General features: G+C 45.7%; 19 protein-coding genes. 9 read left to right on the forward strand and 10 right to left on the reverse strand.

Annotation, left to right across the window (positions count from 1 at the left end; all coding sequences use genetic code 11):
• Positions 1-125: 125 nt before the first annotated feature.
• A complete protein-coding gene (locus AB4513_RS04475) occupies positions 126-473 on the reverse strand; it encodes a RidA family protein (RefSeq protein ID WP_004729674.1) in 348 nt (115 codons plus the stop codon).
• Between the two features lie 87 nt (positions 474-560).
• Between AB4513_RS04475 and AB4513_RS04480 the strand changes: the two genes are divergently transcribed.
• Complete coding sequence (locus AB4513_RS04480; RefSeq protein ID WP_032555354.1) at positions 561-809, forward strand: DUF3624 domain-containing protein; 249 nt, start codon at positions 561-563, stop codon at positions 807-809.
• Between the two features lie 254 nt (positions 810-1,063).
• Here the strand turns inward: AB4513_RS04480 and argH are convergent, their stop codons facing one another.
• The 4 genes from argH to argC form a co-directional block, all read right to left on the reverse strand.
• Positions 1,064-2,938: an argininosuccinate lyase gene (argH, locus tag AB4513_RS04485; RefSeq protein ID WP_009848895.1), complete on the reverse strand. Its 1,875-nt coding sequence runs from the start codon at positions 2,936-2,938 to the stop codon at positions 1,064-1,066.
• A gap of 347 nt (positions 2,939-3,285) precedes the next feature.
• Positions 3,286-4,497, reverse strand: coding sequence for an argininosuccinate synthase (locus AB4513_RS04490; protein ID WP_009848894.1), 1,212 nt, complete (start codon positions 4,495-4,497; stop codon positions 3,286-3,288).
• A 113-nt stretch (positions 4,498-4,610) separates the two neighbouring features.
• On the reverse strand, positions 4,611-5,399 hold the full coding sequence (gene argB / locus AB4513_RS04495) for an acetylglutamate kinase (RefSeq protein ID WP_009848893.1): 789 nt from the start codon (positions 5,397-5,399) through the stop codon (positions 4,611-4,613).
• 12 nt (positions 5,400-5,411) lie between these two features.
• The gene (gene argC, locus AB4513_RS04500) at positions 5,412-6,416 is read right to left on the reverse strand and encodes an N-acetyl-gamma-glutamyl-phosphate reductase (protein WP_102258061.1); all 1,005 of its coding nucleotides are present in this window, start codon (positions 6,414-6,416) and stop codon (positions 5,412-5,414) included.
• A gap of 153 nt (positions 6,417-6,569) precedes the next feature.
• Between argC and argE the strand changes: the two genes are divergently transcribed.
• The 3 genes from argE (at position 6,570) to AB4513_RS04515 (ending at position 11,481) form a co-directional block, all read left to right on the forward strand.
• A complete protein-coding gene (gene argE / locus AB4513_RS04505; RefSeq protein ID WP_009848891.1) occupies positions 6,570-7,706 on the forward strand; it encodes an acetylornithine deacetylase in 1,137 nt (378 codons plus the stop codon).
• Between the two features lie 251 nt (positions 7,707-7,957).
• On the forward strand, positions 7,958-10,594 hold the full coding sequence (ppc, locus tag AB4513_RS04510; RefSeq protein WP_170962733.1) for a phosphoenolpyruvate carboxylase: 2,637 nt from the start codon (positions 7,958-7,960) through the stop codon (positions 10,592-10,594).
• 347 nt (positions 10,595-10,941) lie between these two features.
• Positions 10,942-11,481 (forward strand): PadR family transcriptional regulator, encoded by a 540-nt coding sequence (locus tag AB4513_RS04515; protein WP_009848889.1) that lies wholly within the window; start codon positions 10,942-10,944, stop codon positions 11,479-11,481.
• A gap of 158 nt (positions 11,482-11,639) precedes the next feature.
• Here the strand turns inward: AB4513_RS04515 and metF are convergent, their stop codons facing one another.
• The 3 genes from metF to AB4513_RS04530 all read right to left on the reverse strand — a co-directional run bounded on the left by metF (position 11,640) and on the right by AB4513_RS04530 (position 16,474).
• Positions 11,640-12,539, reverse strand: coding sequence for a methylenetetrahydrofolate reductase (gene metF / locus AB4513_RS04520; protein ID WP_009848888.1), 900 nt, complete (start codon positions 12,537-12,539; stop codon positions 11,640-11,642).
• A 339-nt stretch (positions 12,540-12,878) separates the two neighbouring features.
• The gene (locus tag AB4513_RS04525; RefSeq protein WP_009848887.1) at positions 12,879-15,290 is read right to left on the reverse strand and encodes a bifunctional aspartate kinase/homoserine dehydrogenase II; all 2,412 of its coding nucleotides are present in this window, start codon (positions 15,288-15,290) and stop codon (positions 12,879-12,881) included.
• A gap of 2 nt (positions 15,291-15,292) precedes the next feature.
• Entirely contained in the window at positions 15,293-16,474 is a 1,182-nt protein-coding gene (locus AB4513_RS04530) for an O-succinylhomoserine (thiol)-lyase (RefSeq protein WP_102258062.1), read from the reverse strand.
• A gap of 208 nt (positions 16,475-16,682) precedes the next feature.
• On the opposite strand from AB4513_RS04530, the gene metJ reads away from it, so the two are divergent.
• Positions 16,683-17,003, forward strand: a complete 321-nt coding sequence (gene metJ / locus AB4513_RS04535) for a met regulon transcriptional regulator MetJ (protein ID WP_004729686.1) — start codon at positions 16,683-16,685, stop codon at positions 17,001-17,003.
• Positions 17,004-17,202: 199 nt separating this feature from the next.
• Here the strand turns inward: metJ and AB4513_RS04540 are convergent, their stop codons facing one another.
• Positions 17,203-18,492, reverse strand: a complete 1,290-nt coding sequence (locus tag AB4513_RS04540) for a malic enzyme-like NAD(P)-binding protein (RefSeq protein WP_009848885.1) — start codon at positions 18,490-18,492, stop codon at positions 17,203-17,205.
• Positions 18,493-18,823: 331 nt separating this feature from the next.
• Positions 18,824-19,042, reverse strand: a complete 219-nt coding sequence (gene rpmE, locus AB4513_RS04545) for a 50S ribosomal protein L31 (protein WP_009848884.1) — start codon at positions 19,040-19,042, stop codon at positions 18,824-18,826.
• A gap of 330 nt (positions 19,043-19,372) precedes the next feature.
• On the opposite strand from rpmE, the gene priA reads away from it, so the two are divergent.
• The 4 genes from priA (at position 19,373) to hslV (ending at position 24,244) form a co-directional block, all read left to right on the forward strand.
• Positions 19,373-21,574 carry a primosomal protein N' gene (priA, locus tag AB4513_RS04550; protein ID WP_009848883.1) on the forward strand — a complete coding sequence of 734 codons (2,202 nt, stop codon included), beginning with the start codon at positions 19,373-19,375 and terminating at the stop codon, positions 21,572-21,574.
• A gap of 240 nt (positions 21,575-21,814) precedes the next feature.
• Complete coding sequence (cytR, locus tag AB4513_RS04555) at positions 21,815-22,819, forward strand: DNA-binding transcriptional regulator CytR (protein ID WP_009848882.1); 1,005 nt, start codon at positions 21,815-21,817, stop codon at positions 22,817-22,819.
• Positions 22,820-22,941: 122 nt separating this feature from the next.
• Entirely contained in the window at positions 22,942-23,481 is a 540-nt protein-coding gene (locus AB4513_RS04560; protein WP_009848881.1) for an SPOR domain-containing protein, read from the forward strand.
• Between the two features lie 214 nt (positions 23,482-23,695).
• A complete protein-coding gene (gene hslV, locus AB4513_RS04565) occupies positions 23,696-24,244 on the forward strand; it encodes an ATP-dependent protease subunit HslV (protein WP_004729692.1) in 549 nt (182 codons plus the stop codon).
• Positions 24,245-24,257 lie beyond the last annotated feature (13 nt).

Consider the following 24,257-nt stretch of genomic DNA (forward strand, 5'->3'; position numbering starts at 1 on the left):
TGGCTTTCCTTTTTGTTTTGGCTAAACGCATCAGCTAATCTAAAGTTAAACTCGTCATTTCAAAACCGAGGGACGAGGTATCTGGAATCTCTTGAAGCCATTGCGTCACTAAAAGCTTTAAGCCATTACTTCTCAGCGGCAATCACAGAGATCTCAACAAGTAGCGCTTCACGAGCCATGTCGCCAGTCACACATGCGCGAGCTGGAGCGTGGCCTTCAGGTACCCATGCATCCCATACTGCGTTCATTTCTTGGAAGTCTTTCATGTCTTTCAAGTAAATCGTTGCTGACAGCATGTGCTCTTTATCGCTGCCCGCTTGCTCAAGTAGGGCTTCCACTTTATCTAGCATCGTTTGTGTTTGTTCTGTGATGTCTTTAGTTGCATCAGCACACACCTGGCCACATAGGTAGATAGTGCCGTTGTGTTTAACAATACGGCTCATGCGTTGTTTGGTTTCTTGGCGCTCAATCATCGACTTTCTCTCTCTGTGTCACCGTGATCCAATATCTTGTGACGTGTTATTATCAAGGCAACAAGCATAACGCGAATCAAACCTAAGATGACATGCATTCATTGCAATAAAAGTGAAAAAATCCGTAACAAACTCGGCCGCTGCCAACGTTGTATGAACCAACTGATGGTGTTGTCGATTTTAAGTTGGGGAGCGTGGTGGTTATTTTTCAAAGAAGACCCAAAAACCATCAATGCCATCGCGTTGATGATGGCCGCTTTCACGTTCAGTGGGTTGTTGTGGTTGCATTGGATAATGAAATTTTTCGTGCTGCCTTTAAGGGAAAAGAAGCGTTAGCAGAAAGACTTGATTAGATAAACGATAATGGCTAGATGTTCGATTCAATGACCCGATAGTGCTTTGATTTAACGACCTACCCTCATTTCCCAAACAGCAGATAGAAAAAAGCCCCAGAACCAATCGATTCTAGGGCTTTCTTAGAAAATTCTAAGAAAAAGCAGTGGTACTTTAATAGACCGGACTTTTCTTAGTTTGTTCCCAAAAAAGATCAGATTTTTGATCTTTTTTTTAGGTGCCATAAAATCAATGCCTTATGCAACATTCACCTTTGCGATGATCTGTTCAACCAAATTCACTTCCAACGCCACTTCATCACATGCATGTTGGCGAGGACACTGATCACAATCTTTCAGTACCTTCTCAGGCAACAGAGATTTTGATGTCGGTAAAAAGTCATGCTTCATAAAGAACTCTGGGGTACGAGTCAGCACAAACACCTTCTTGATCGCCATTTGTCGCGCTTTATCAACCAAGTGCTGCACAATCGCGGTGCCCTGCCCTTGGCCTTGCCAACCAGCTTCAACACCTAACGAACGGATTTCCGCTAAGCCAGAGTCATACACATAAAGTGATGCACAACCTGTCACCTCTCCATGATGCTCTGCGACGGCAAACGAACCAATATCACGCACCAGTTCATTACGAGAACGAGGCAGGTTTTCACCCATATTCGCCCAGTAGGCCACCATGCCTTCCAACGCTTCAATATCGGTCAGACGAGCAGAACGAACCTTAACGATAGAAGTATCACGCTGTGATAAACGCTTCTCTGCTTGGTCAACCGCGTAAGCCACTTGTTGTGGTGATACACCGCCTAGCGCACTACGTTTTTCAAGACACGATTCAATGGTCAGGATGTCATACACATCCTCTTCAATCACCTCAGAGAACTCTTTCATCTCTGCGATGGTTAACTCTTCTAATGCGCAGCCTTTAGCAATAGCTGCGACGACTGTTACACCAACAATGTGGTGAGCTTCACGGAAAGGAATGCCTTTCGCTACTAAGTAATCAGCCAGTTCTGTTGAGTTCGCGTAACCTTGTTTTGCTGCTTCAAGTGTACGTTCGCCGTTCACTTTAATGCCGTCAAAACAAAGAGCAGCCATTTCCATACAATCATTCCAAGTATCTAAAGCGTCGAACAGACCTTCTTTATCTTCTTGCATGTCTTTGTTGTACGCCAAAGGCAGAGCTTTCACTGTCATCATCATTGCGGCTAATGAACCGTATACACGGCCAGTTTTGCCACGGATAAGCTCTAGCGCATCTGGGTTTTTCTTTTGTGGCATCAGAGATGAACCTGATGTCACGGTATCTGCTAACTCGATGAAGTTCGATTCACCCGAGTTGTAGAAAATCATATCTTCTGCAAGACGCGAAAGGTGAAGCATAGAAATAGATGCAATCGACATCAGCTCCATCACATGATCACGGTCAGATACTGAATCTAGAGAGTTACGCGTTGCACGATGGAAACCTAAGTTGTGAGCTAACTCTTCACGGTCCATCGGGTAAGCAGTTCCAGCAAGGGCACCAGAACCCAGCGGACATGTATCTAGACGCTTAATCGCATCATTCAAACGAGAATAATCACGCTCAAGCATTTCAACGTAAGCCAAGCACCAGTGAGCAAAAGTTACCGGCTGAGCACGTTGTAAGTGAGTGTAGCCAGGAAGTACGGTTTCTTGATGCTGAGAAGCGACGTTCACCATTTGGCTTTGTAGGCGATCCAATGCAAGTAGCAGTTGGTTACCTTGCTGACGACACCATAGTTTAAGGTCTGTGGCCACTTGGTCATTACGAGAACGGCCAGTGTGAAGTTTTTTGCCCAAGTCACCGACTTTGCCGATAAGTTGTTGCTCGACCCAGCTGTGAATATCTTCTGCATCAGAACGTAGAATCTGTTCAGGATCTTCCATCACCTCAAGTTTTAGCTCATTCAACGCTAACTCAAGCTTCTGTTGCTCTTCTTCTGTTAATACGTTGACCGACAGTAGAGCTTTAGACCAGGCAATTGAGCCCACAATGTCTTGCTCAGCCAATCGGTAATCAAAACGAAGAGAATCGTTAAAATCTTTAAACCGGGTGTCTGCTGCTTGGGTAAATCTACCGCCCCATAATGCCATTGTGTATCTCCTAATTGCACAGTGCTCACTGTTTTTGCAAATGATAATTCTGATTAAAATTCAGTATTTTTCTGATGGTTTAAACTTACGGCAATTCAAAATGAAAATAAAGTATTAATTCATTATTTTCACATATTTATTCATCAATGATTTAATCCACTATTTATTTTCAGCGTGATTCGCGAATTATATGCCATTCAATGATAAAAACCGAAGCTGATTTATTAGACTAATAGATAGAAAAAAGCCCATTCACTAGTCAATAGTGGATGGGCTTTGCATAATAATGTCTATTTGCTAACCTTCCGTTATTCGTAAAAGGCTAGCTTACTAACTCATGGTTAGGATTACTTTTGACTATTCAGAGCACGGATACGGCTTGATAGCGAGTAAAGACGGATAAAGCCTTCAGCGTGGCTTTGGTCGTAAACTTCATCTTCACCAAAGGTTGCAAACTCTTCTGAGTACAGGCTGTTGTCAGAACGCTTCTGAGTCACCGTTGCATGGCCTTTGTAAAGTTTGATAACCACTTCACCATTTACGTCTTGTGCTAGTTCATCTGTTGCCGCAAGAATTGACTTACATAGCGGAGTGAACCAACGACCGTCGTATACAAGGTGAGAAGCTTTAACACCTAGCTCTTCACGGAATTCGAATGCCGCTTTATCAAGAACCAGTTGCTCTACTGCACGCAGTGCTTCCATCATGATTGTGCCACCTGGAGTTTCGTAACAACCACGAGACTTCATGCCAACAAGACGGTTTTCTACGATATCGATACGACCAACACCGTGCTTCGCACCCTTCTCATTTAGGTAAACCAGTGCGTTGTATGGCGTCATTGTTTCGCCATCAACCGCTACCACTTCACCTTTTTCAACTTTAAGCGTCACAGTTTCAGATTCGTTTGGCGCTTGCTCTGGGTCTACAGTCCAAGCCCAGCAATCTTCATCCGGTGCGTTCCATGTATTTTCTAGCACGCCGCCCTCTGTAGATATATGCCATGCGTTTGCATCACGCGAGTAGATCTTAGTAAGAGAAGCCGTACAAGGGATGTTACGTTCAGCTAAGTAATCTAGACACTCTTCACGGCTCACTAGATCCCATTCACGCCATGGTGCAATTACGTGTAAGTCTGGTGCGAGAGCAGCAAATGCGCCTTCAAAACGAACTTGGTCGTTCCCCTTACCTGTGCAGCCGTGACACAGTGCGTCTGCACCGACTTTACGTGCAACCTCAACCTGAGCTTTCGCGATAATTGGACGAGCCATTGAAGTACCTAGTAGGTATTTACCTTCGTAGTAAGCGCCCGTTTTCAGCGTTGGGTAGATGTAATCTGCCACCATCTCTTCTTTAAGGTCAGCGATGTAACACTCAGAAGCACCAGATGCTTTTGCTTTCTCTTCAATACCAATCAGCTCTTCATCGCCTTGGCCTACATCTGCAACAAATGCGATAACTTCGCAATCATAGTTCTCTTTCAACCATGGAATGATTACTGATGTGTCTAGACCGCCAGAGTAGGCTACTACAACTTTCTTTACGTTAACTTTGCTCATTTTCTTTCTCCTAGTTTCCATACTGCACATGGCGGTCAGCGTTGGAAATGACTTCATTATTATGTGTTAAATTTATTTGTCTAAATTCTTTAAGTAGTGACTCGTTGTGAGGTCTACTGAGGTAAAAACTGCGTTCCTATGCTTTTACCTGCAAAAAGTTGTGTCAGTTTTTCTGGGTATCGCCAAGTGGCAACCTCGATTGGTCGTCCAAGGTCATTAGCGGCTTCTAGTGCAGCTTGTACTTTCACGATCATGCCATCGGTAATCACTTTGCCTGTAATAAGGTCATCAGCTTGTTGTTGATTAAGGCTTGGAATCAGGTGACCTTTGCCATCCAACACACCACTTACATCAGAAAGCAGTACCAGTTCAGCATCAAGCGCGCCTGCAACGGCAACCGCAGCTTGGTCGGCATTAACGTTCATCAGTTGGCCTTGCTCAGTCAGACCAATTGAGCTAATGATTGGCAGTGCGCCCGCATTAAGAATCGCTTGCAGGACGGTTGAGTCGCCCGGCTCCGCTTTACCTACCGCGCCCAGTTCAGGGTTCAGTTCGCTCACTTTGCATAAACCACCATCTGCAAGGCTCAAACCAACGGCATTGATACCGTCTTTAATCGCCTGACCTTGAAGTAGTTTGTTAGCCGTGCCCGCTAGCGCGCCAGCGATAACAGGGATCTGATCATAAGGAGTAACACGAAGCCCCTCTTTCTTAACGGTTTCGAGGTTCAACTTATTCATCAAATCATCAACAAGGTAACCACCGCCGTGAACAATCACGATTGGTCGCTGTGCCTGTTGTTGGTAAGCTGAAATCGCACCAAATAACTTGCTAAGTGTTTCACCACAAGATAGCGCAGCGCCACCTAACTTTATGATTAATGGTTGATTATTAAGGCTCATATCTAGATTCCCTTACACTAACGCAGTTAATGGCGCAAAACCATAACGTAAATTTAAACACTGCATCGCTTGGCTAGATGCACCCTTTAATAAGTTATCAATCGCCGAAACAACGATGATGTGCTGACCTTGTACCTTCCAGCCTAAATCGCAGAAAGGTGTCTGTTCTACATCTTGAATTCTTGGCAATGTCTCTTCGAGCAATCTCACGGCTGGCTTACCTTGATAAGCTTGCTCGAAGGCATCTTGTATCTGTTGTTCTGTCACACCGTCAGCCAGTTTCATGGTAATGGTCGCTAAAATGCCACGCTTAAAGTTGCCGAGGTGCGGGGTGAAAATCACATCACATCCTAAATGTGCGACCATTTCAGGTTGATGACGGTGATTGAAGACGCCATAAGCTTGCAGGCTCACTTCGCAGAAGCTGTTAACCATGGTCGCCTTGCGGCCTGCACCAGTTACACCGCTGGTTGCGTTAATCACTGGCCATTGGTTCTCATCAAGTAACTTGGCTTCAACCAAAGGCTTAATCGCCAGTTGTGATGCCGTTGGGTAACAACCCGCTACCGCAACAAGCTGAGCTTCTTTTATTTCTTGTTCGTTCCATTCCGCTAAACCGTAAGCCGCTTTGTCTAGCCATTGTTCGTGTTGATGTTCAAAACCGTAAAACTCTTGATAGAAGTTTTCACCTTTAACTCTGAATGCACCCGATAGGTCGAAAACTTGGCAATCGTTCTCTAGAAAAATGGGCGCTAGGTCGTGACTGACTTCGTGTGCCGTTGCTAGAAAAATCACATCAGACTGTTTAGCCACTTCTTCCGGATTTGTTAAAGGTTGTACTGGCATATCAATCAGGCCAGCTAACTTACCGTGCAGTGCAGCGATAGGTTTGCCCGCATCTACACTATTGGCTGAGACATATAAACCTGATAGCGTGAGCTCAGGGTGTCTGTTTATCATTAGAGCCAGTTCTGCTCCTGTATAGCCGCTTGCACCAATGATCGTGGTTTTCAACATCTCAACACATCCATTCTTGAGGTAAGTTACATTTCAAATTTGACTATTCATACTTAATTTTTAGCTATATTTGATTTCTTATGCATTAAATATGATTTAATATGTGTTTTACCGACTTATGGTTTTCCTGTCAATAGTAGAAGTGAAGATATTATGCAATTACCGAGTTTCCTTGAGGTCTATAAAGGCCTAATTTCCACCGACTCCATTAGCTCAACAGATCCAAGCTGGGATCATGGCAACGAGAAAGTGATCGAAAAAATGGCTCAATGGTTTAAAGACGTAGGCTTTAGCGTTGAGGTCGTGGAAGTCGAACCCGGCAAGCATAATATGGTCGCAAAGATGGGTTCTGGCGAAGGGGGCTTATTGCTTGCAGGACACAGCGATACCGTGCCATTCGATGAAGGGCGTTGGAACTTCGACCCTCACGCATTGACAGAACACAACAACCGCTTCTACGGATTAGGCACCGCCGATATGAAAGGCTTTTTTGCCTTCGTTTATGAAGCTGCGAAGAAAATGGATTGGAGCAAGCAAACCAAGCCACTTTATGTTTTAGCAACGTGTGACGAAGAAACCACTATGCTAGGTGCACGTCATTTCACTGAAAATGCGCCGTTTAAACCGGACTACTGCATTATTGGTGAGCCAACCAGCCTAGTGCCGATTCGTGGTCATAAAGGCCATGTCGCCAACGCAGTACGAGTAACGGGTAAATCAGGTCACTCTTCAGATCCAGCTTTAGGCGTTAACGCCATCGAGATCATGCATGAAGTGTTATTTGCTTTAATGCAGTTGCGTGACAAGTTAGTCAAGGAGTACCATCACCCGGGCTTCGCGATACCAAGCCCTACTCTAAATCTTGGGCATATTCACGGAGGAGATAGCGCTAACCGAATCTGTGGTTGTTGTGAATTACACTACGACGTTCGTCCTTTACCGGGCATCAGCTTAGATGGTTTGGATAACATGCTGCGCAGCGCGCTCAAGGAAGTAGAAGCAAAATGGCCGGGCAGGATTGAGATTACTCCCCTGCATGAGCCGATTCCGGGTTACGAGTGTCAGCACGATCATCCATTTATCGGTGGCATGGAATCGGTGTGTGAAACCGAATCTCAAACTGTGAACTATTGTACTGAAGCACCTTTCCTTCAGGAGTTATGTCCAACCTTAGTGTTAGGCCCAGGCTCAATCGACCAAGCTCACCAACCGGATGAGTTCTTAAGCTTCGATTTTATTGACCCTACAATTGATGTTCTGAGTAAATCGATCCGTAAATATTGTTTCTAGTTATTACTTTCCTTCCGATATTTTCGTATAAAAGCCACCCGAAAAGGTGGCTTTTATTCTGTTATCCCTGACACAGCCCGATCTTGTAATTAAATTTCACTTTTTCCCTAAGTTTTGAAAAATTTACTTCTCCCGCATTTTTAAACCTAATAATTGCAAACTTAGAATGCTTTATTTGACTAGATACAGCACTTTTCGCTAGATTGTGTACTTAACAAGGAACAATGGATGTAATTTTTTTACGAGGCAGGATGACAATGAACGAGAAATACGCCGCTCTCAAGAGTAACGTAAGCATGCTGGGACGCTTGCTAGGTAACACAATCCAAGATGCACATGGTGACGTTATCTTAGAGAAAGTGGAGACTATCCGTAAACTTTCCAAATCCGCCCGCGCAGGCAACAAAGCTGACCGTGACAGCCTAGTTGAAGAAATCAAAAACCTGCCGAACGAACAACTCACTCCTGTTGCTCGTGCATTTAACCAATTTCTCAACCTCACCAACATGGCAGAGCAATACCATACGATCTCTCGCCACTGTGAGGAGCATGTTTGTGAACCAGATGTGCTGCAATCTCTATTTTCCAAATTAAATCAGAATGACATCAGCAAGCTAGACGCGGCTCAAGCCGTTCGCGACCTGAACATTGAACTCGTTCTGACTGCACACCCAACAGAAATCACTCGTCGCACCATGATCAACAAGCTGGTAAAGATCAACGAGTGTCTGTCTAAATTAGAATTAAGCGACCTATCACACAAAGAGCGCGTGAAAACCGAACGCCGCCTAGAGCAACTGATCGCTCAAGGTTGGCACTCTGATGTAATTCGTCAGCAGCGCCCAACGCCACTTGATGAAGCTAAGTGGGGCTTTGCGGTTGTCGAAAACTCACTTTGGGAAGCTGTGCCTGATTTCCTACGTGAAATGGATGGTCGATTAAAAGGTTACCTTGGTGAAGGCCTGCCAATTGATGCGCGCCCTGTTCATTTCTCATCTTGGATGGGTGGTGACCGCGATGGTAACCCATTCGTAACGCACACCATCACTAAAGAAGTACTGCGTCTGTCTCGCTGGAAAGCCGCTGATCTATACCTAGGTGACGTGAACGAGTTGATTACCGAACTGTCGATGACCAAGTGTAATGATGCCGTTCGTGAATTGGCTGGCGATGAGCACGAAGCTTACCGTGCAATCCTGAAGAGCCTACGTACTCTGCTCAACAACACGCTAGAAGTGCTTGATGCAAAACTGCACGACGCAGAAGTACCGAAGAAAGAAACTCTACAGAACATAGACCAACTTTGGACACCACTTTACGCATGTTACCAATCACTGCACGAATGTGGCATGGGCGTAATCGCGGACGGTTCTCTACTTGATACGCTACGCCGCCTAAAAGCATTCGGCGTGCATTTGGTTCGTCTCGATGTTCGTCAAGAAAGTACTCGTCACTCAGATGTGCTATCTGAATTGACTCGCTACCTAGGCATTGGTGATTACGACCAATGGAGCGAGCAAGATAAGGTTGCTTTCTTAACCAATGAATTAAGCTCAAAGCGCCCACTGTTACCACGCGACTGGGAGCCATCTGAGCAGGTCAAAGAGGTTTTAGACACCTGTAAGGTCGTTGCTGCTCAACCTCGTGAAGCCTTTGGTGCTTACGTGATCTCTATGGCTCGTACTGCCTCGGATGTATTGGCTGTACATTTGCTTCTACAAGAATGTGGTTGCCCGTACCGCATGGACGTATGTCCATTGTTCGAAACGCTAGACGACTTGAACAACTCAGAAGCCGTAATGAAACAGCTAATGAGCATCGATTTATACCGTGGCTTTATCCAGAACCACCAAATGGTGATGATCGGATATTCTGACTCAGCTAAAGATGCCGGTGTAATGTCTGCAGGCTGGGCGCAATACGATGCAATGGACAAGCTAGTTAAGGCTTGTGAAGAAGAAGGCATTGAACTGACTCTATTCCACGGTCGTGGTGGTACGGTTGGTCGTGGTGGTGCGCCAGCGCACGCGGCTCTTCTTTCTCAGCCACCTAAAAGCTTGAAAGGCGGCTTACGTGTAACTGAACAAGGCGAAATGATCCGCTTTAAACTTGGCTTGCCAGATGTTGCAGTTAATAGCTTCAACCTATACGCAAGTGCGATTCTAGAAGCGAACCTTCTGCCACCACCAGAGCCAAAACAAGAATGGCGCGACCTAATGGAAGTGCTGTCTGAAGTATCTTGCGAAGCTTACCGCAACGTCGTTCGTGGTGAAGAGAAGTTTGTTCCTTACTTCCGCCAAGCGACGCCAGAGCTAGAGTTAGGCAAGTTACCTCTTGGTTCTCGTCCTGCGAAACGTAACCCGAACGGCGGCGTAGAAAGCCTACGTGCGATCCCATGGATCTTCTCATGGAGCCAAAACCGTTTGGTACTTCCTGCATGGTTAGGCGCTGGTGAAGCGATTCAATACTCTGTCGATCAAGGCCATCAAGCGCTACTTGAAGAGATGTGTCGTGAATGGCCATTCTTCTCGACTCGTCTAGGTATGTTGGAAATGGTGTACTCGAAGTGCAACATGGAAATAGCTAAGTACTACGACCAGCGACTTGTTGACGAAGAGCTATTACCTCTGGGTGAGTTACTGCGTGAACAGCTGCAAAAAGACATCAAAGCGGTGCTGAATGTAGAAAATAACGAGAACTTGATGCAAAGCGACCCTTGGGGACTTGAGTCAATTCGTCTACGTAACATCTATGTTGAGCCACTAAACATGCTTCAAGCGGAACTGCTTTACCGTACTCGTAAGTGTGAAACACCACCAGCAGAGCTAGAAGAAGCGCTAATGGTGACGATTGCAGGTATTGCAGCAGGTATGCGAAACACTGGTTAATTAGTGATTCCATCTACAAAACAAACAAAAGGTCGCCATTGGCGGCCTTTTTATTTTGCCAAATGACCGCTAGTGAGTATTTTGTCAGTTTTTTGGGTTATTTTGTCCATGTATTCTACTTTATGCTTATTATTTAGATATACTACTGCTCCGCTGCAGAAACACTCCAAAATAATAATCTGCGGCACTCGACCAATAAACTGGTCAACCTAGGTGATAAACGGCTTTGTAAGGTGACATAACCAACGATTGAGTTGGTGCTACTTGAACATAACCAATATAACGTGCCATAGAAGCACACTTGTTGTTCAAGTATTTGTTTACTGTTTACCATTTGGATTTCAGACATGTCATTACCACACGTAATTTTAACCGTTTTAAGTACACGCGATGCTACTGGTTACGATATCACAAAAGAATTCTCCGCAAGCATTGGTTACTTCTGGAAAGCTAGCCACCAACAAGTTTACCGCGAGCTAAATAAAATGGCTCAGAACGACCAGGTAACTTGCGTACTTGAGCCTCAAGAAGGCAAACCTGATCGTAAAGTTTACTCTATCACCGATGCTGGCCGTGGCGCGCTAGGTGAATGGTTTGAACAACCAACTGCACACCCAACCGTTCGTGACGAGTTCTCAGCTAAGTTAATCGCTTGTGCTGTACAACCTTCTGATGCGTACCGTGTACAACTTGCTGAACTAGTAGAAGAGTCTCGCAAACTGGTTTCTCACTACAAAGAAATCGAAGCGGCTTACTACGCAACGCCATCTACACTAGACAAGCAAGCACGCCTAGAGCGTCTAACGCTTCGTCGTAACCTACTGATCCGTGAAGCATGGATTGTATGGGCTGACGAAGTACTGCTTGAACTTGGCGCTCTTGCTTAAGTTAAGCTAGAAACTAGAAACTAGAAACTAGAAACTAGAAACTAGAAACGTAAAAGGCTTGAACTCTTAGAGTCCAAGCCTTTTTTGTATCTATAGGATTTGAAATGTTACTACCAGAAGCTTTTACAAGCGCTTGGGCTTTACTTCCTAGACTTTACTTAAAGCGCAGCGACTTGTGGGCGAACACCTAGCGTATGGCAAAGTGCATAAGTCATTTCTGCACGGTTTAGCGTGTAAAAGTGGAAATCTTTCACACCTTCACGGCTTAGCGTACGAACCATATCGATCGCTTGGCTAGCACCGACTAACTGACGAGTTGTTGGATCATCATCCAAGCCTTCGAACTGCTTCGCCATCCAACCTGGTACTTTTACGTTATTCATCGCAGCAAAACGAGACGCTTGCTTGAAGTTAGAAACCGGCAAGATACCCGGTACAATCTCTACGTCAACGCCAGCCGCCACACAACGGTCACGAAAACGTAAGTAGCTTTCGACATCGAAGAAGAACTGAGTGATTGCACGGTTTGCACCCGCATCCACTTTACGCTTTAGGTTAATAAGATCAGATTGAGCGCTTTTTGCTTCAGGGTGAACCTCAGGGAATGCCGCTACTGATATATCAAAGTCGTGACGAGATTTAAGCAGCTCGACTAAATCAGACGCATACATATCTGGCGCACCACCGCCTGCTGGAATATCACCGCGCAACGCAACAATACTTTCAATGCCATTTGCCCAGTAATCGTCGGCAATTTGAATCAGCTCTTCGCGGCTAGCATCAATACACGTTAAGTGTGGTGCAGCAACTAAGCCTGTTTGGTTCTTAATTTCTTTAATGATTGAGTGGGTACGATCACGCTCACCCGAGTTTGCACCATAGGTTACTGATACAAATTTAGGTTGAAGTGTTTTAAGACGGTGAACAGAATTCCACAGGGTCTCTTCCATCTTCTCACTGCTTGGTGGGAAAAATTCAAATGACACATTGATGTTGTCAGAAAGCTCTGCAATATTCTGATTTAAAGCGTCGATATGACTTGCGTGTGTGTATCCCATCTTACTCTCCCTGTGGCAAAAGCAACCACTAAATAATCTCAAATCCCTAGCGACGTTTAGACGTCTATATGTCTCCAGAATGAATTGAATACGATTTAATGTCAACAGATCCATTATGAATTTTTTTCAAGTAGATAGTGAGAAAAGCTCAAGCCGATAGGTGGGTCGCAAAGAAGAAATAATGTAGAAAAAAGGCTGAAAACACATCGTGCTTTCAGCCTTATTTATCTTAGTGGATAGTATGCTATTTACGCATTTAAACAATTAATCTGAGTATTAAAGCAATTGATCTGACTATTAAGCCAATCGCTCTAAGTATTAAACCAACCGCTCTAAGTATTAAAACAGGCTAGACATTCTGTTTAAATCAGACTGAATTGCACCAGCTGTCACTTCACGACCAGCACCTGGGCCACGAATAACCAATGGATTATCTTTGTACCATTTGCTCTCAATCGCAAAGATGTTGTCGCAAGGCAGTAAGTTCGCCAGAGCGTGTTCTTTAGATAACGCTTCAACGCCTACCGTTGCCTTACCATTCTTCTCTAAACGCGCTACGTAACGAAGGACCTTCTGTTGAGACTGCGCTTTCTCTAAACGCTCGGCCAACTCTTCACTCAGTACAGAAGCTTTATCAAAGAAGTCATCCACTGACAGATCTTGTAATTCTTCAGGTACCAATGATTCTACTTTGACGTTTTCAGGCTCAATATCTAAACCCGATTCACGCGCCAGAATCACTAGCTTACGCATCACGTCAGAGCCATCGAGGTCAGCACGAGGATCCGGTTCCGTCAGGCCTTGTTGCCACGCTAAATCAACCAACTCGCTGAACGGCACAGTGCCATCAAACTGTTGGAATAACCAAGATAGAGTGCCCGAGAAGATACCTGACAGAGCAATAATATCGTCACCGCTTTCGCGCAGGTCACGTACCGTGTGGTTAATCGGTAAGCCAGCACCCACTGTCGCATTGTACAGCCAATGACGGCTGATCTTAGCGAAAGCATCTTGTACCTGATGGTAATACTCGCTTGATGCAGAACCTGCCACCTTGTTAGCTGAGATCAGGTGGATACCTTGTTGTGCGACTTGCAGGTATTTTGCAGCAAGCACCGGGCTTGCCGTGACATCGAGTACTACAGCTTCATCGTAACCCTGAATAGAACCCAAACGCTCTAGCCAGTCGTTGCCGTTATTGGCAATCGCTTCATCATCAAAACGCTTGCTCACAGAAGTCGCATCAATGCCTTGATCATCGAACCAATAAGTTTGGCTATCAATCACCGCAACCAATTCAAAGTTCATTCCACGACGCTTTTCAAGTTCCGCTTTTTGCTCAGCAAACAGGCTTAACCAACTTGAACCAATATTGCCCTTGCCACATAAAGCAATCGCAACACGCTTCTGCGCTTGGAACAGTTGAGAGTGAATGCCTTTCACTAGGCTTGATGTTTCACTCTTACGAATCACAGCCACTAAGCTCAAGCCAGAGTTCGCTTCTGAGATAAACTCAACCGGTGAGCTCTTGAGTTGTTGGTAGAATCCATAACAATGGTTCGGGTTCTTAGTCACACCAGCACCCACCGCCGCAATCAGAGAGAAGCCTTCTTTAAGCTTAATTTCCGCTTCAATCGCGTGGTCTTGTAGATATTCCAACGCACCACCAGCAATCTCTTCCGTGTAGGCAAGGCGCAAGCAGTGCTGATCCGGTTCAAGCTCATAAGCAAGCGGCTCAAGTTGAGCTCGCTTAAGGCCTTCAAGGACTTCACTTTCTAAGCGGTCAAAATCATGGCCATGACCAAAGGTCAGCTGAACGATCAGAACTTCATCCAGAGAGGTAATAATTTTTGCGCCGCGACCCGATGCCAGTACACGCTCTATTTGTGTAGAGCCCGCCTCCGGCTGGTAGCTGCAGCGCAAGCTGAGATCCATAGCACTTTGAGCCACAGGCTGTAGCGTTCGGCTATGGAGCACTGGAGCCGCCAGACGAGCGAGTTCACTCGCTTCATCAAGGCGAAGCAGAGGCAACAAACACGCATCCGAAACCAAACGAGGGTCAGCGCTGTAAACGCCCGCCACGTCACTCCAAATCGTCACACGTTCAACTTCAGCCAAGGCGCCAATCACGGTTGCTGAGTAATCTGAACCGTTACGACCAAGCAGTACTGTTTCACCTTCGCAGTTCTGAGCCATAAAGCCCGTAATCACCACTCGGCAATGCGTATGCTGAGCCAAAACTTCTTTAATCAGAGGATAAGAACGCGCGCGATCCACTTCGGGTTGAGCACCCGCTTCTGCACGTAAAAAGGCACGCGCATCTTGAGCAACTGCTTGTAAGTCATGTTGGCACAACAGAGCGGCTAACAAACGTGAAGACCAAACCTCACCGTGTCCTAACACCTGTGCTTTTTGCGATTCGCTTAGAGGAGCAGTTAGCTCACCTAAAGCAGTAAATTCTTGTTGAATAGTGGCCGTTAGCTGAGCCGCAGACTCACCTTCAAGCAGCGCTTCAATCAGCTCAAGCTGGAACTGACGAAGGGTTTGTAGACATTCATGCGCAATACGACCATCTTTGTCGAGCGCTTCAACAAACTCAATCAAGCGGTTAGTTGTTTTACCCGCAGCCGATACCACGACCAAGTCAGTAGATGACGAGTATTCTCTAAGAATATTGACCACGCGTTGGTAACACTCAGGGTTCGCTAAACTGCTGCCACCAAATTTATGTAGCTGGCGAAAGGTTGTCATTATTAAACCTCCCCTTCTGCGATAAAGCCTTGTGTTTTTTCAAACGCTTGCTTGAGATCATCAATCAAGTCTTCTGCATCTTCAAGGCCAACAGAAAGGCGCAGTAATTGTTGAGAAACACCCGCTTCTGCTAAGGCTTCTTCGCCCATAGCACGGTGAGTCATCGACGCTGGGTGACAAATCAGGCTTTCAACACCGCCCAATGATTCAGCCAAAGAAAATAGCTCTAATTTATCCACAAAATATTTAAGTGCTTCAAAAGATCCCGAAAATTCAAAGCTCAGCATGGAACCAAAGCCCAACTGCTGTTTCTTCGCGATCTCGTGACCCGGATGTTCAGGAAGGCTTGGGTGGTAAATCGTACCCACCAGATCTTGTTGTTGCAGAGCCGTCAGAATTTCACGTGAGCTCTCTTCGTGAACGCGCATACGTGCACCTAGCGTACGAATACCACGTAGCGTCATGTAGCTATCAAATGGTGTGCCGGTTGCACCAATACAGTTACCCCACCATGATAGCTCTTCAGCGTGCTCTTCAGTTTTAGTGACCACAACGCCGCCAATAACATCTGAGTGTCCGTTGATGTATTTAGTGGTTGAGTGGATAACAAAATCCGCACCCAGCTCTAAAGGCTTTTGGAACACAGGCGTCAAAAACGTGTTGTCGACAGCAACCAGAGCACCTACTTCTTTCGCTTTACGGCAAGTTTCTGCAATATCAACCACACGAACCAATGGATTCGATGGCGTTTCGATTAAGATTAACTTTGGCTTAAGCGCGATCGCCGCATCCAGTGCAGCTTGATCCGATTGATCAACAAACAGAACTTTGAAGTCACCTTTGAGTGAGCGTGTGTTAAACAGACGGTAAGTACCGCCATAGCAGTCGTGCGGTGCAATAATAAGATCATCGCCACCTAAGAAAGCGGATACCCATAAGTTAAGTGCCGACGTACCGCAGTTAGTGACAACCGCGCCTTTGCCTGATTCAAGCTCAAACAGTGCCGTTTCTAATAGACCGCGGTTTGGGTTACCAGAACGGGTATAATCATACTTTGGCACTTCACCAAAAGCGGGAAACCCATAGTTAGTCGAAAGATAAATAGGTGGGACAACGGCATGGTGTTGCGTGTCTGACTCGATGCCAGTACGTACTGCGATGGTTGCTGGCTTCCGGCTGCTCATAGGTGCTTCCTTACAAGTTTTGCGTCTGAGAATCACAGCTGCTTGTCGGCATTTTGTGGCTGTGTTAGATATATGTTACTCACTTTACTTTCATAAACGTGAGACGTCAACACTTCTGGACGTCTATATGTCTTTGCTTATGGCAGTAAATCCCGCTAAAATCAGCACTATTAATTTATTCTAACAACTAAAGTGATGAAGGTACGCAATGGCCGACTGGAATGGTGAATACATAAGCCCATATGCTGAGCATGGAAAGAAAAGCGAACAAGTAAAGAAAATTACAGTTTCTATCCCTCTAAAAGTGTTAAAGGTTCTTACTGACGAGCGCACTCGCCGCCAGATCAATAACCTACGCCATGCAACAAACAGTGAGCTACTGTGCGAAGCCTTTCTACATGCGTACACAGGCCAACCACTGCCAACGGATGAAGACCTTCGTAAAGATCGTCCAGACGACATCCCGACTGAAGTCAAAAAACTGATGACAGAGATGGGCATCGAGTTCGAAGCGTTTGACGAAGAATAAAAACAACTCAGTCACCGCCTTCATTATTGATTCGCTATAGCTGAACCCTATTTGTCACATCACCCACTACGTTATCTGTAGCTGCGCTGTGAATGATAGACATAAAAAAACCGACTCCTATGAGTCGGTTTTTTATTATTCTTTTTCGCTCAATAGAGCAACAGCTATTAAGCTATTAAGCTATTAAGGCATTAAGGCATTAAGCCATATAGTTAGCAGGCATCTCAATTCGAGCAACGCCAGACTCAACAGCCGCTTCAGCAACTGCTTTTGCAACACGAGGAAGCAGACGCGGGTCCATTGGCTTAGGAATGATGTAACCCTTACCGAACTCCAGTGCAGTCTCGCCCGCAGCTGCCAGTACTTCAGCTGGAACTTCTTCTTTTGCTAGTTCACGAATCGCTTTAACCGCCGCTAGCTTCATTTCGTCATTGATTTCGCTCGCACGCACGTCTAGTGCACCACGGAAAATGAATGGGAAACAAAGTACGTTGTTTACTTGGTTAGGGTAATCACTACGGCCAGTACCCATGATTAGGTCAGAACGAACTTCATGTGCAAGCTCAGGTTTGATCTCTGGATCTGGGTTTGAACATGCAAACACAACAGGCTTATCAGCCATCAGCGTAAGTGCCTTAGCTGGTAGCAGATTAGGACCCGATACACCCAAGAACAGGTCAGCGCCTTCGATAACATCTTCAAGCGTGCGCTTGTCGGTGTTATTTGCGAACAGCTCTTTGTATTCATTCAAGTCATCACGACGAGTGTGGATCACACCTTTACGGTCAAGCATGTAGATCTTCTCACGCTGAGCGCCACACTTAATCAGTAGCTCCATACAAGCAACCGCTGCTGCGCCAGCACCTAAACAAACGATCTTACACTCTTCCAGTTTCTTACCTTGAAGCTCGATCGCGTTAAGCATACCCGCTGCCGTTACAATCGCAGTACCGTGTTGATCATCATGGAAAACAGGTACATCACAACGCTCAATCAGGCGACGCTCGATTTCAAAACAGTCTGGTGCTTTGATGTCTTCTAGGTTAATACCACCAAATGTATCTGCGATATTCGCAACCGTATCAACGAACTCATCGATTGTGCGGTGTTTTACTTCAATATCGATAGAATCTAAACCAGCAAAACGCTTAAACAGTAGCGCTTTACCTTCCATGACCGGTTTAGAAGCAATAGGACCAAGATTACCTAAGCCAAGAATTGCAGTACCGTTAGAGATAACTGCAACCATGTTGCCTTTACCTGTGTACTTATAAACGTTATCGACATTCTGTGCGATCTCGCGAACAGGCTCAGCTACGCCAGGGCTGTATGCCAGTGCTAGGTCTTCTGCAGAGTTTGCAGGCTTCGTCAGTTCTACGGCAATTTTGCCTGGAATTGGGAACTCATGATAATCAAGAGCTTGCTGACGGAATTGTTCTTGAGGCGATAATTCTTGAGGGGATTGATCTTGGCGGCTGTCTTCAGACATAGGTGTAGGTTCCTAGGATATTATTATTTGGGGGATCTTGTTCATGTTAATGGATGTACTTCAAAGTTCCTAGGTGGTTGAAGCATCTGTATCATTAAAAAACGAGATTTCACTACTAATAAGACCAGTGGGCAGTTGAAATTACTGTCGCCTGCTCAACTTTAGAGCGAATTTCGAGGAAGGAGTGTTGGGGTAAGCGATGAAATAAAATTTACGCCAGTAACCTACCACTTTAAATGAGCTAATAATGAAATACGATTCAGTATTTTTTCAAATTTAAGGCAACAAAAAAGGACACCGAAGTGTCCTTTTTATGTCTAAATAGCGAGAATTACTTCTTGCTAGAAAGAGCACCGAAACGCTTGTTGAAGCGATCAACACGGCCGCCCGTATCTACGATACGTTGCTTACCAGTGTAAAACGGGTGACATTTGTCACATACGTCTAGGTGGATTGATTCTTTTGCTAGCGTTGAGTTGAACTCAAATGTGTTGCCGCAAGAACAAGTTGCAGAAACTGCTTTGTATTCTGGGTGGATACCAACTTTCATGGGAAAACCTCAATTAGGCCGTGTCGCCATCCGATTCTAAGCCGGACACCACACGTAGTTAAAAAATAAATAAAGACACCGCTGTATCACTAAACCGCGATAAAGCCATACCTTTAAGGCGCAGTATAGTAATGAATCTGTGAGGTAGGATCAACTGATTTGATACATTTTTCACCAACACTGTCCTTAAACCTTCTATTAAGCGTTATTTTCTGGCTCCAGTAGCATTCAAGCCTCAAGTAAGCTCTGTCATCTAAACTGCTCCTCGAATTTAACGCCCTTATCCATTAGACTGTTCGCTCTCGTCAACTCAGATAAAGCCGTCCCTTTATGCGTCCAATGATTGCCCGTGTGGCACTGCCTGTTCCACTCGACAAGCAGTTCGATTACAAGATTCCTAGCCACCTATTTCCGATTATTGGCGGTCGAGTCTCTGTGCCTTTTGGACGACAAACCTTAACAGGCATTGTTACGGCTCTGGTTAACGAATCTGAATTCGAGTTAGACAAACTCAAGCCCATTAAAGCCTTACTAGACAACCAACCCGTTTGGCCGGAATCGGTCTACTCACTCTTGGTATGGTGCAGCCAGTTCTATCAGTATCCACTAGGTGAAACCTTGGCCAACGCACTACCAAGCGCCTTACGAAAGGGCAAAGCGGCCGATTTCGCGACGCTTGTTGAATGGCAACTGACCCCATCAGGTAGAGATCAACTGATGCAAGGCTTTGGTCGTGCCGTCAAACAAGCCAAAGTAATGCACATGCTTGAGCACGGCCCTGTTCCCCATCAAGAATTCATCGATGAAGAAGTGGGCAGCGCGGTACTTAAGACGTTGGAAGAGAAAGGCTGGGTTGAATCGGTAGAGAAAAAGCCGAAACGCCAGCCGTGGCCAGTTGAGCTCGAAAACGATCAAGATAAGCCAAAACTCAGTGAAGAACAGGCTATAGCAATAGCGACAGTAAATAGTCAAACCGACTTCGGTTGCTTCTTGCTAGAGGGTGTAACTGGCTCAGGTAAGACCGAAGTCTACCTGAATATGATCAAGCCGATTCTCGACCAAGGTAAACAAGCGTTAGTGTTAGTGCCCGAGATCGGTCTAACCCCTCAAACGATTAACCGCTTTAAGCGACGCTTTAATGTTCCAGTTGAGGTTATCCATTCTGGTTTAAACGATTCTGAGCGACTAAATGCTTGGTTGTCGGCGCGTGATAAAATAGCGGGCATTGTGATCGGTACTCGTTCAGCTCTGTTCACACCGTTCGCGGATCTGGGCATTATCATTGTCGATGAAGAGCACGACGCCTCTTACAAGCAGCAAGATAGCCTACGCTACCACGCTCGTGATGTTGCCATCATGCGTGCTCATAAAGCGCAGATTCCGGTTGTGCTAGGCTCGGCGACTCCGGCCTTTGAAACGCTGCACAACGCTCAGATCGGTAAATACAGTTACCTCACCCTGACCTCACGCGCAGGTGTCGCGCTGCCGACCACCAATAAAGTGTTGGACGTTAAGGGGGAATATCTAGAAAGTGGCTTGTCTGCGTCGTTGATTGCTGAAATGCAAAGACACCTCAAAGCAGGCAACCAAGTGATGTTGTTCCTCAATCGTCGTGGGTTTTCTCCCGCATTAATGTGTCACGATTGTGGTTGGACAGCGGAATGTAAGCGTTGTGATGCCTACTACACCTATCATCAATACAGCAATGAGATGCGCTGCCACCATTGTGGATCGCAGCAGCATATCGTGCACAATTGCCAAGGCTGTGGTTCGGCTAATTTAGTGACTGTAGGTGTCGGCACCGAGCAACTTGAAACACAACTTGGTCAACTATTCCCTGAATACAAAACCATTCGCATTGACCGAGACAGCACTCGCCGAAAAGGCAGTTTAGAAAGCGCGTTAGAATCGATTCGTAAAGGTGAATACCAAATTCTGATTGGTACACAGATGCTTGCTAAAGGGCATCACTTCCCAGATGTCACACTTGTGGCATTGCTGGACGTTGATGCCTCTTTATATAGCAGTGACTTTCGCGCCTCTGAGCGATTGGCTCAATTGTTTACTCAAGTCGCCGGTCGAGCAGGACGAGCCAGTAAGCCGGGGGAAGTTATCTTACAAACTCACCATCCAGAACACGGCTTATTACAGGCATTACTGCACAAAAACTACAACCACTTTGCTCAAACTGCATTGGCAGAGCGTAAACAAGCGATGTTGCCACCTTATACCTTCATGACTTTGTTTAGAGCGGAAGCCAATGACACTCGCTTAGTGGAAGAGTTTTTGCGTCAAGTGCGCCACACATTGGAATCGCATCCGTTATTTGACCAATATTGCATGGTGCTAGGACCAACCCCTGCACCACTAGCCAAACGAGCAGGTAAATCGCGCTGGCAGCTTATTTTACAAACACAGACTCGCTCGTTGATGCAAAAGCTATTAATGAGCGCCAAGCCAGCAATCAATATGTTACCCGCTGCGAAAAAAGTCCGTTGGTCACTCGATATTGAGCCGCAAGATCTGAGCTAAACCCACTTGGGTTAAAACTAATGATAAGTTTGTTCACAAATATTTCATATTTCTCGTGAGCAACTTCACACTAGTCATGTGATTTTTGTTAATCTAGCCGTAACTTTACATGGGTGAAACGAATAAAATATTGCAATAAAAAAAGTGTTAGCAACACTTTCACAATATCTATTCGATTACATTTATTATTCATGCCTTAGATACTTAGGCAGCAAAGGAATTAAAAAGAGGGTTTAATTTATGGCGACAATGAAGGATGTTGCCCAGCTAGCAGGCGTTTCAACAGCCACGGTATCACGTGCATTGATGAACCCTGAAAAAGTCTCGGTTTCTACTCGTAAGCGAGTTGAGACAGCAGTACTTGAAGCTGGATACTCACCCAATACATTAGCTAGAAACTTACGTCGCAACGAATCAAAAACCATCATCACTATTGTTCCTGATATCTGTGACCCGTATTTCGCAGAGATCATTCGTGGTATCGAAGATGCCGCAGTAGAAAATGACTACCTCGTTTTACTGGGTGATAGCGGCCAACAGAAGAAGCGTGAGTCTTCATTTGTTAACTTAGTATTCACCAAACAAGCTGACGGCATGCTACTACTTGGCACCGACCACCCGTTTGATGTCAGTAAGCCTGAACAAAAAAATTTACCGCCGATGGTGATGGCGTGTGAGTTTGCCCCTGAGCTTGAACTCCCTACCGTACACATCGATAACCTGACCTCAGCATTTGAAGCGGTGAACTACCTAGCTCAGTTAGGCCATAAACGTATCGCTCAAATCTCAGGGCCCATATCGGCAACGCTGTGTAAATTCCGCCAACAAGGTTACCAACAAGCGCTACGTCGTGCAGGAGTATCAATGAATCCTGCCTACAGCACTGTCGGTGACTTTACCTTTGAAGCGGGCGCTCAAGCTGTTCGTCAATTACTCGCTCTTCCTGAACAACCTACAGCGATCTTCTGTCATAACGATGCGATGGCCATCGGCGCGATTCAAGAAGCGAAAAAATTAGGCTTACGCGTTCCTCAAGACCTATCGATTGTCGGCTTTGATGACATCCAATTCGCTCAATACTGCGATCCACCGCTAACCACTATTTCTCAGCCTCGTTATGAGATTGGACGCCAAGCAATGTTGATGATGCTCGACGTACTTAAAGGCAACGATGTGCAAGCGGGGTCGCGCCTGCTTGAAGCCAAATTAGTCGTTCGAGGTAGTACAGCGCCGCCTCGAATCTAATCTGAAGAAATATCCTTATAATTCTGCGGCACATTTTGATGTGCCGCTTCCATTTCTGCACTGTTATCCTCGCTCAATCTGGATTACCATGAGAGCAGAATCAGCAACTATTGAATTGTCTTGTGGCTAATAGAGATTATGTAAAGCGCGGTCGTGGCACGAAAAAACCGACCAAGAAACAAGCCCCTCGCCGTAAACCATGGCGTAGTGGTCTTTTGGCGATCCTCCTTGCCGGTGGTTTTGGTTACGGCCTTTACCTATTGAGTAATGATCCTGAGCCGCCAGCACCGACTCCAGTGGTAACCAAACCAAAGCCTAAGCCGAAACCAGCAAAAGTAATTCCGCCCCCTCCAGAGGAGAAGTGGGATTACGTTGAAACCTTGCCAAGTCGTGAGATTGAAGTAAAAGCCAAAGAGCAACAGATCTCGAAGATCCCTTACATCATGCAATGTGGCGCGTACAAAACCTCAAGCCAAGCTGAAGCACGTAAGTTGGATATTGCTTTCCAAGGTATCTCAAGTTCAATCCGTAAAAAAGATGGAAGTAGCTGGTACCGTGTGGTTCTAGGGCCATATAAATTGAAGCGTGATGCAGAGCGAGATCGCCATAAGCTGCAGCGAGCGAAAATCGAACCTTGTGCTATTTGGAAAGACACCGAGTAGTTATAGATTTAGCCGCAGAAGCAGAAGCAGAAAAACCAAACACCGAAAGCCTCCCATTGTGGAGGTTTTCTTTTATCTACACCCTTTAGCCAAATTTCCTTACAACTTCCGCCGATAAGTTGCGCGACATCACTCGACCTTCCTTGAATTATCCGAGCACCATCCTCATATACTTTTTATACCCAAAGATAAGAAATATTAAGAGGCCCTACTCGTGACTACCATTGTATCTGTACGTCGTAATAATAAAGTCGTCATCGCGGGTGATGGACAAGTATCTCTAGGCAACACCGTAATGAAGGGCAATGCCCGTAAAGTACGTCGCCTATACAACAACAAAGTACTGGCCGGTTTTGCTGGCGGTACGGCAGATGCTTTCACGCTATTCGAAAAATTTGAAAGCAAGCTGCAAATGCACCAAGGCCACCTAACCAAAGCTGCCGTTGAGCTGGCGAAGGATTGGCGTAGCGACCGTGCTCTACGTAAATTAGAAGCACTGCTAGCAGTAGCGGATGAAACTGCTTCATTGATCATCACAGGTAACGGTGACGTAGTTCAACCAGAGAACGACCTGATTGCTATCGGTTCGGGCGGTAACTTCGCTCAAGCAGCAGCCACTGCACTATTAGAAAATACAGATTTAGATGCGCGTGAAATCGCAGAAAAGTCGCTGAACATTGCGGGCGATATCTGTGTATTCACCAACCATCACCACACTATTGAAGAACTAGAAAGCACCGTTGAGCTACCAAAACCAGAGTAACGACCGCTTCCAT

The organism is Vibrio sp. 10N.222.54.E6, from assembly GCF_041473955.1.
Classification (GTDB): Bacteria; Pseudomonadota; Gammaproteobacteria; order Enterobacterales; family Vibrionaceae; genus Vibrio; species Vibrio tasmaniensis_A.

Coding starts and splice junctions, on each gene's coding strand:
- cytR (WP_009848882.1), top strand. CDS start 21,815: ATGGCGACAATGAAGGATGTTGCCCAGCTAGCAGGCGTTTCAACAGCC.
- AB4513_RS04525 (WP_009848887.1), bottom strand. CDS start 15,290: ATGACAACCTTTCGCCAGCTACATAAATTTGGTGGCAGCAGTTTAGCG.
- argB (WP_009848893.1), bottom strand. CDS start 5,399: ATGAGCCTTAATAATCAACCATTAATCATAAAGTTAGGTGGCGCTGCG.
- AB4513_RS04530 (WP_102258062.1), bottom strand. CDS start 16,474: ATGAGCAGCCGGAAGCCAGCAACCATCGCAGTACGTACTGGCATCGAG.
- AB4513_RS04480 (WP_032555354.1), top strand. CDS start 561: ATGACATGCATTCATTGCAATAAAAGTGAAAAAATCCGTAACAAACTC.
- argE (WP_009848891.1), top strand. CDS start 6,570: ATGCAATTACCGAGTTTCCTTGAGGTCTATAAAGGCCTAATTTCCACC.
- ppc (WP_170962733.1), top strand. CDS start 7,958: ATGACAATGAACGAGAAATACGCCGCTCTCAAGAGTAACGTAAGCATG.
- rpmE (WP_009848884.1), bottom strand. CDS start 19,042: ATGAAAGTTGGTATCCACCCAGAATACAAAGCAGTTTCTGCAACTTGT.
- priA (WP_009848883.1), top strand. CDS start 19,373: ATGCGTCCAATGATTGCCCGTGTGGCACTGCCTGTTCCACTCGACAAG.
- metF (WP_009848888.1), bottom strand. CDS start 12,539: ATGGGATACACACACGCAAGTCATATCGACGCTTTAAATCAGAATATT.
- argC (WP_102258061.1), bottom strand. CDS start 6,416: ATGTTGAAAACCACGATCATTGGTGCAAGCGGCTATACAGGAGCAGAA.
- metJ (WP_004729686.1), top strand. CDS start 16,683: ATGGCCGACTGGAATGGTGAATACATAAGCCCATATGCTGAGCATGGA.
- AB4513_RS04540 (WP_009848885.1), bottom strand. CDS start 18,492: ATGTCTGAAGACAGCCGCCAAGATCAATCCCCTCAAGAATTATCGCCT.
- AB4513_RS04515 (WP_009848889.1), top strand. CDS start 10,942: ATGTCATTACCACACGTAATTTTAACCGTTTTAAGTACACGCGATGCT.
- argH (WP_009848895.1), bottom strand. CDS start 2,938: ATGGCATTATGGGGCGGTAGATTTACCCAAGCAGCAGACACCCGGTTT.
- AB4513_RS04475 (WP_004729674.1), bottom strand. CDS start 473: ATGATTGAGCGCCAAGAAACCAAACAACGCATGAGCCGTATTGTTAAA.
- AB4513_RS04490 (WP_009848894.1), bottom strand. CDS start 4,497: ATGAGCAAAGTTAACGTAAAGAAAGTTGTAGTAGCCTACTCTGGCGGT.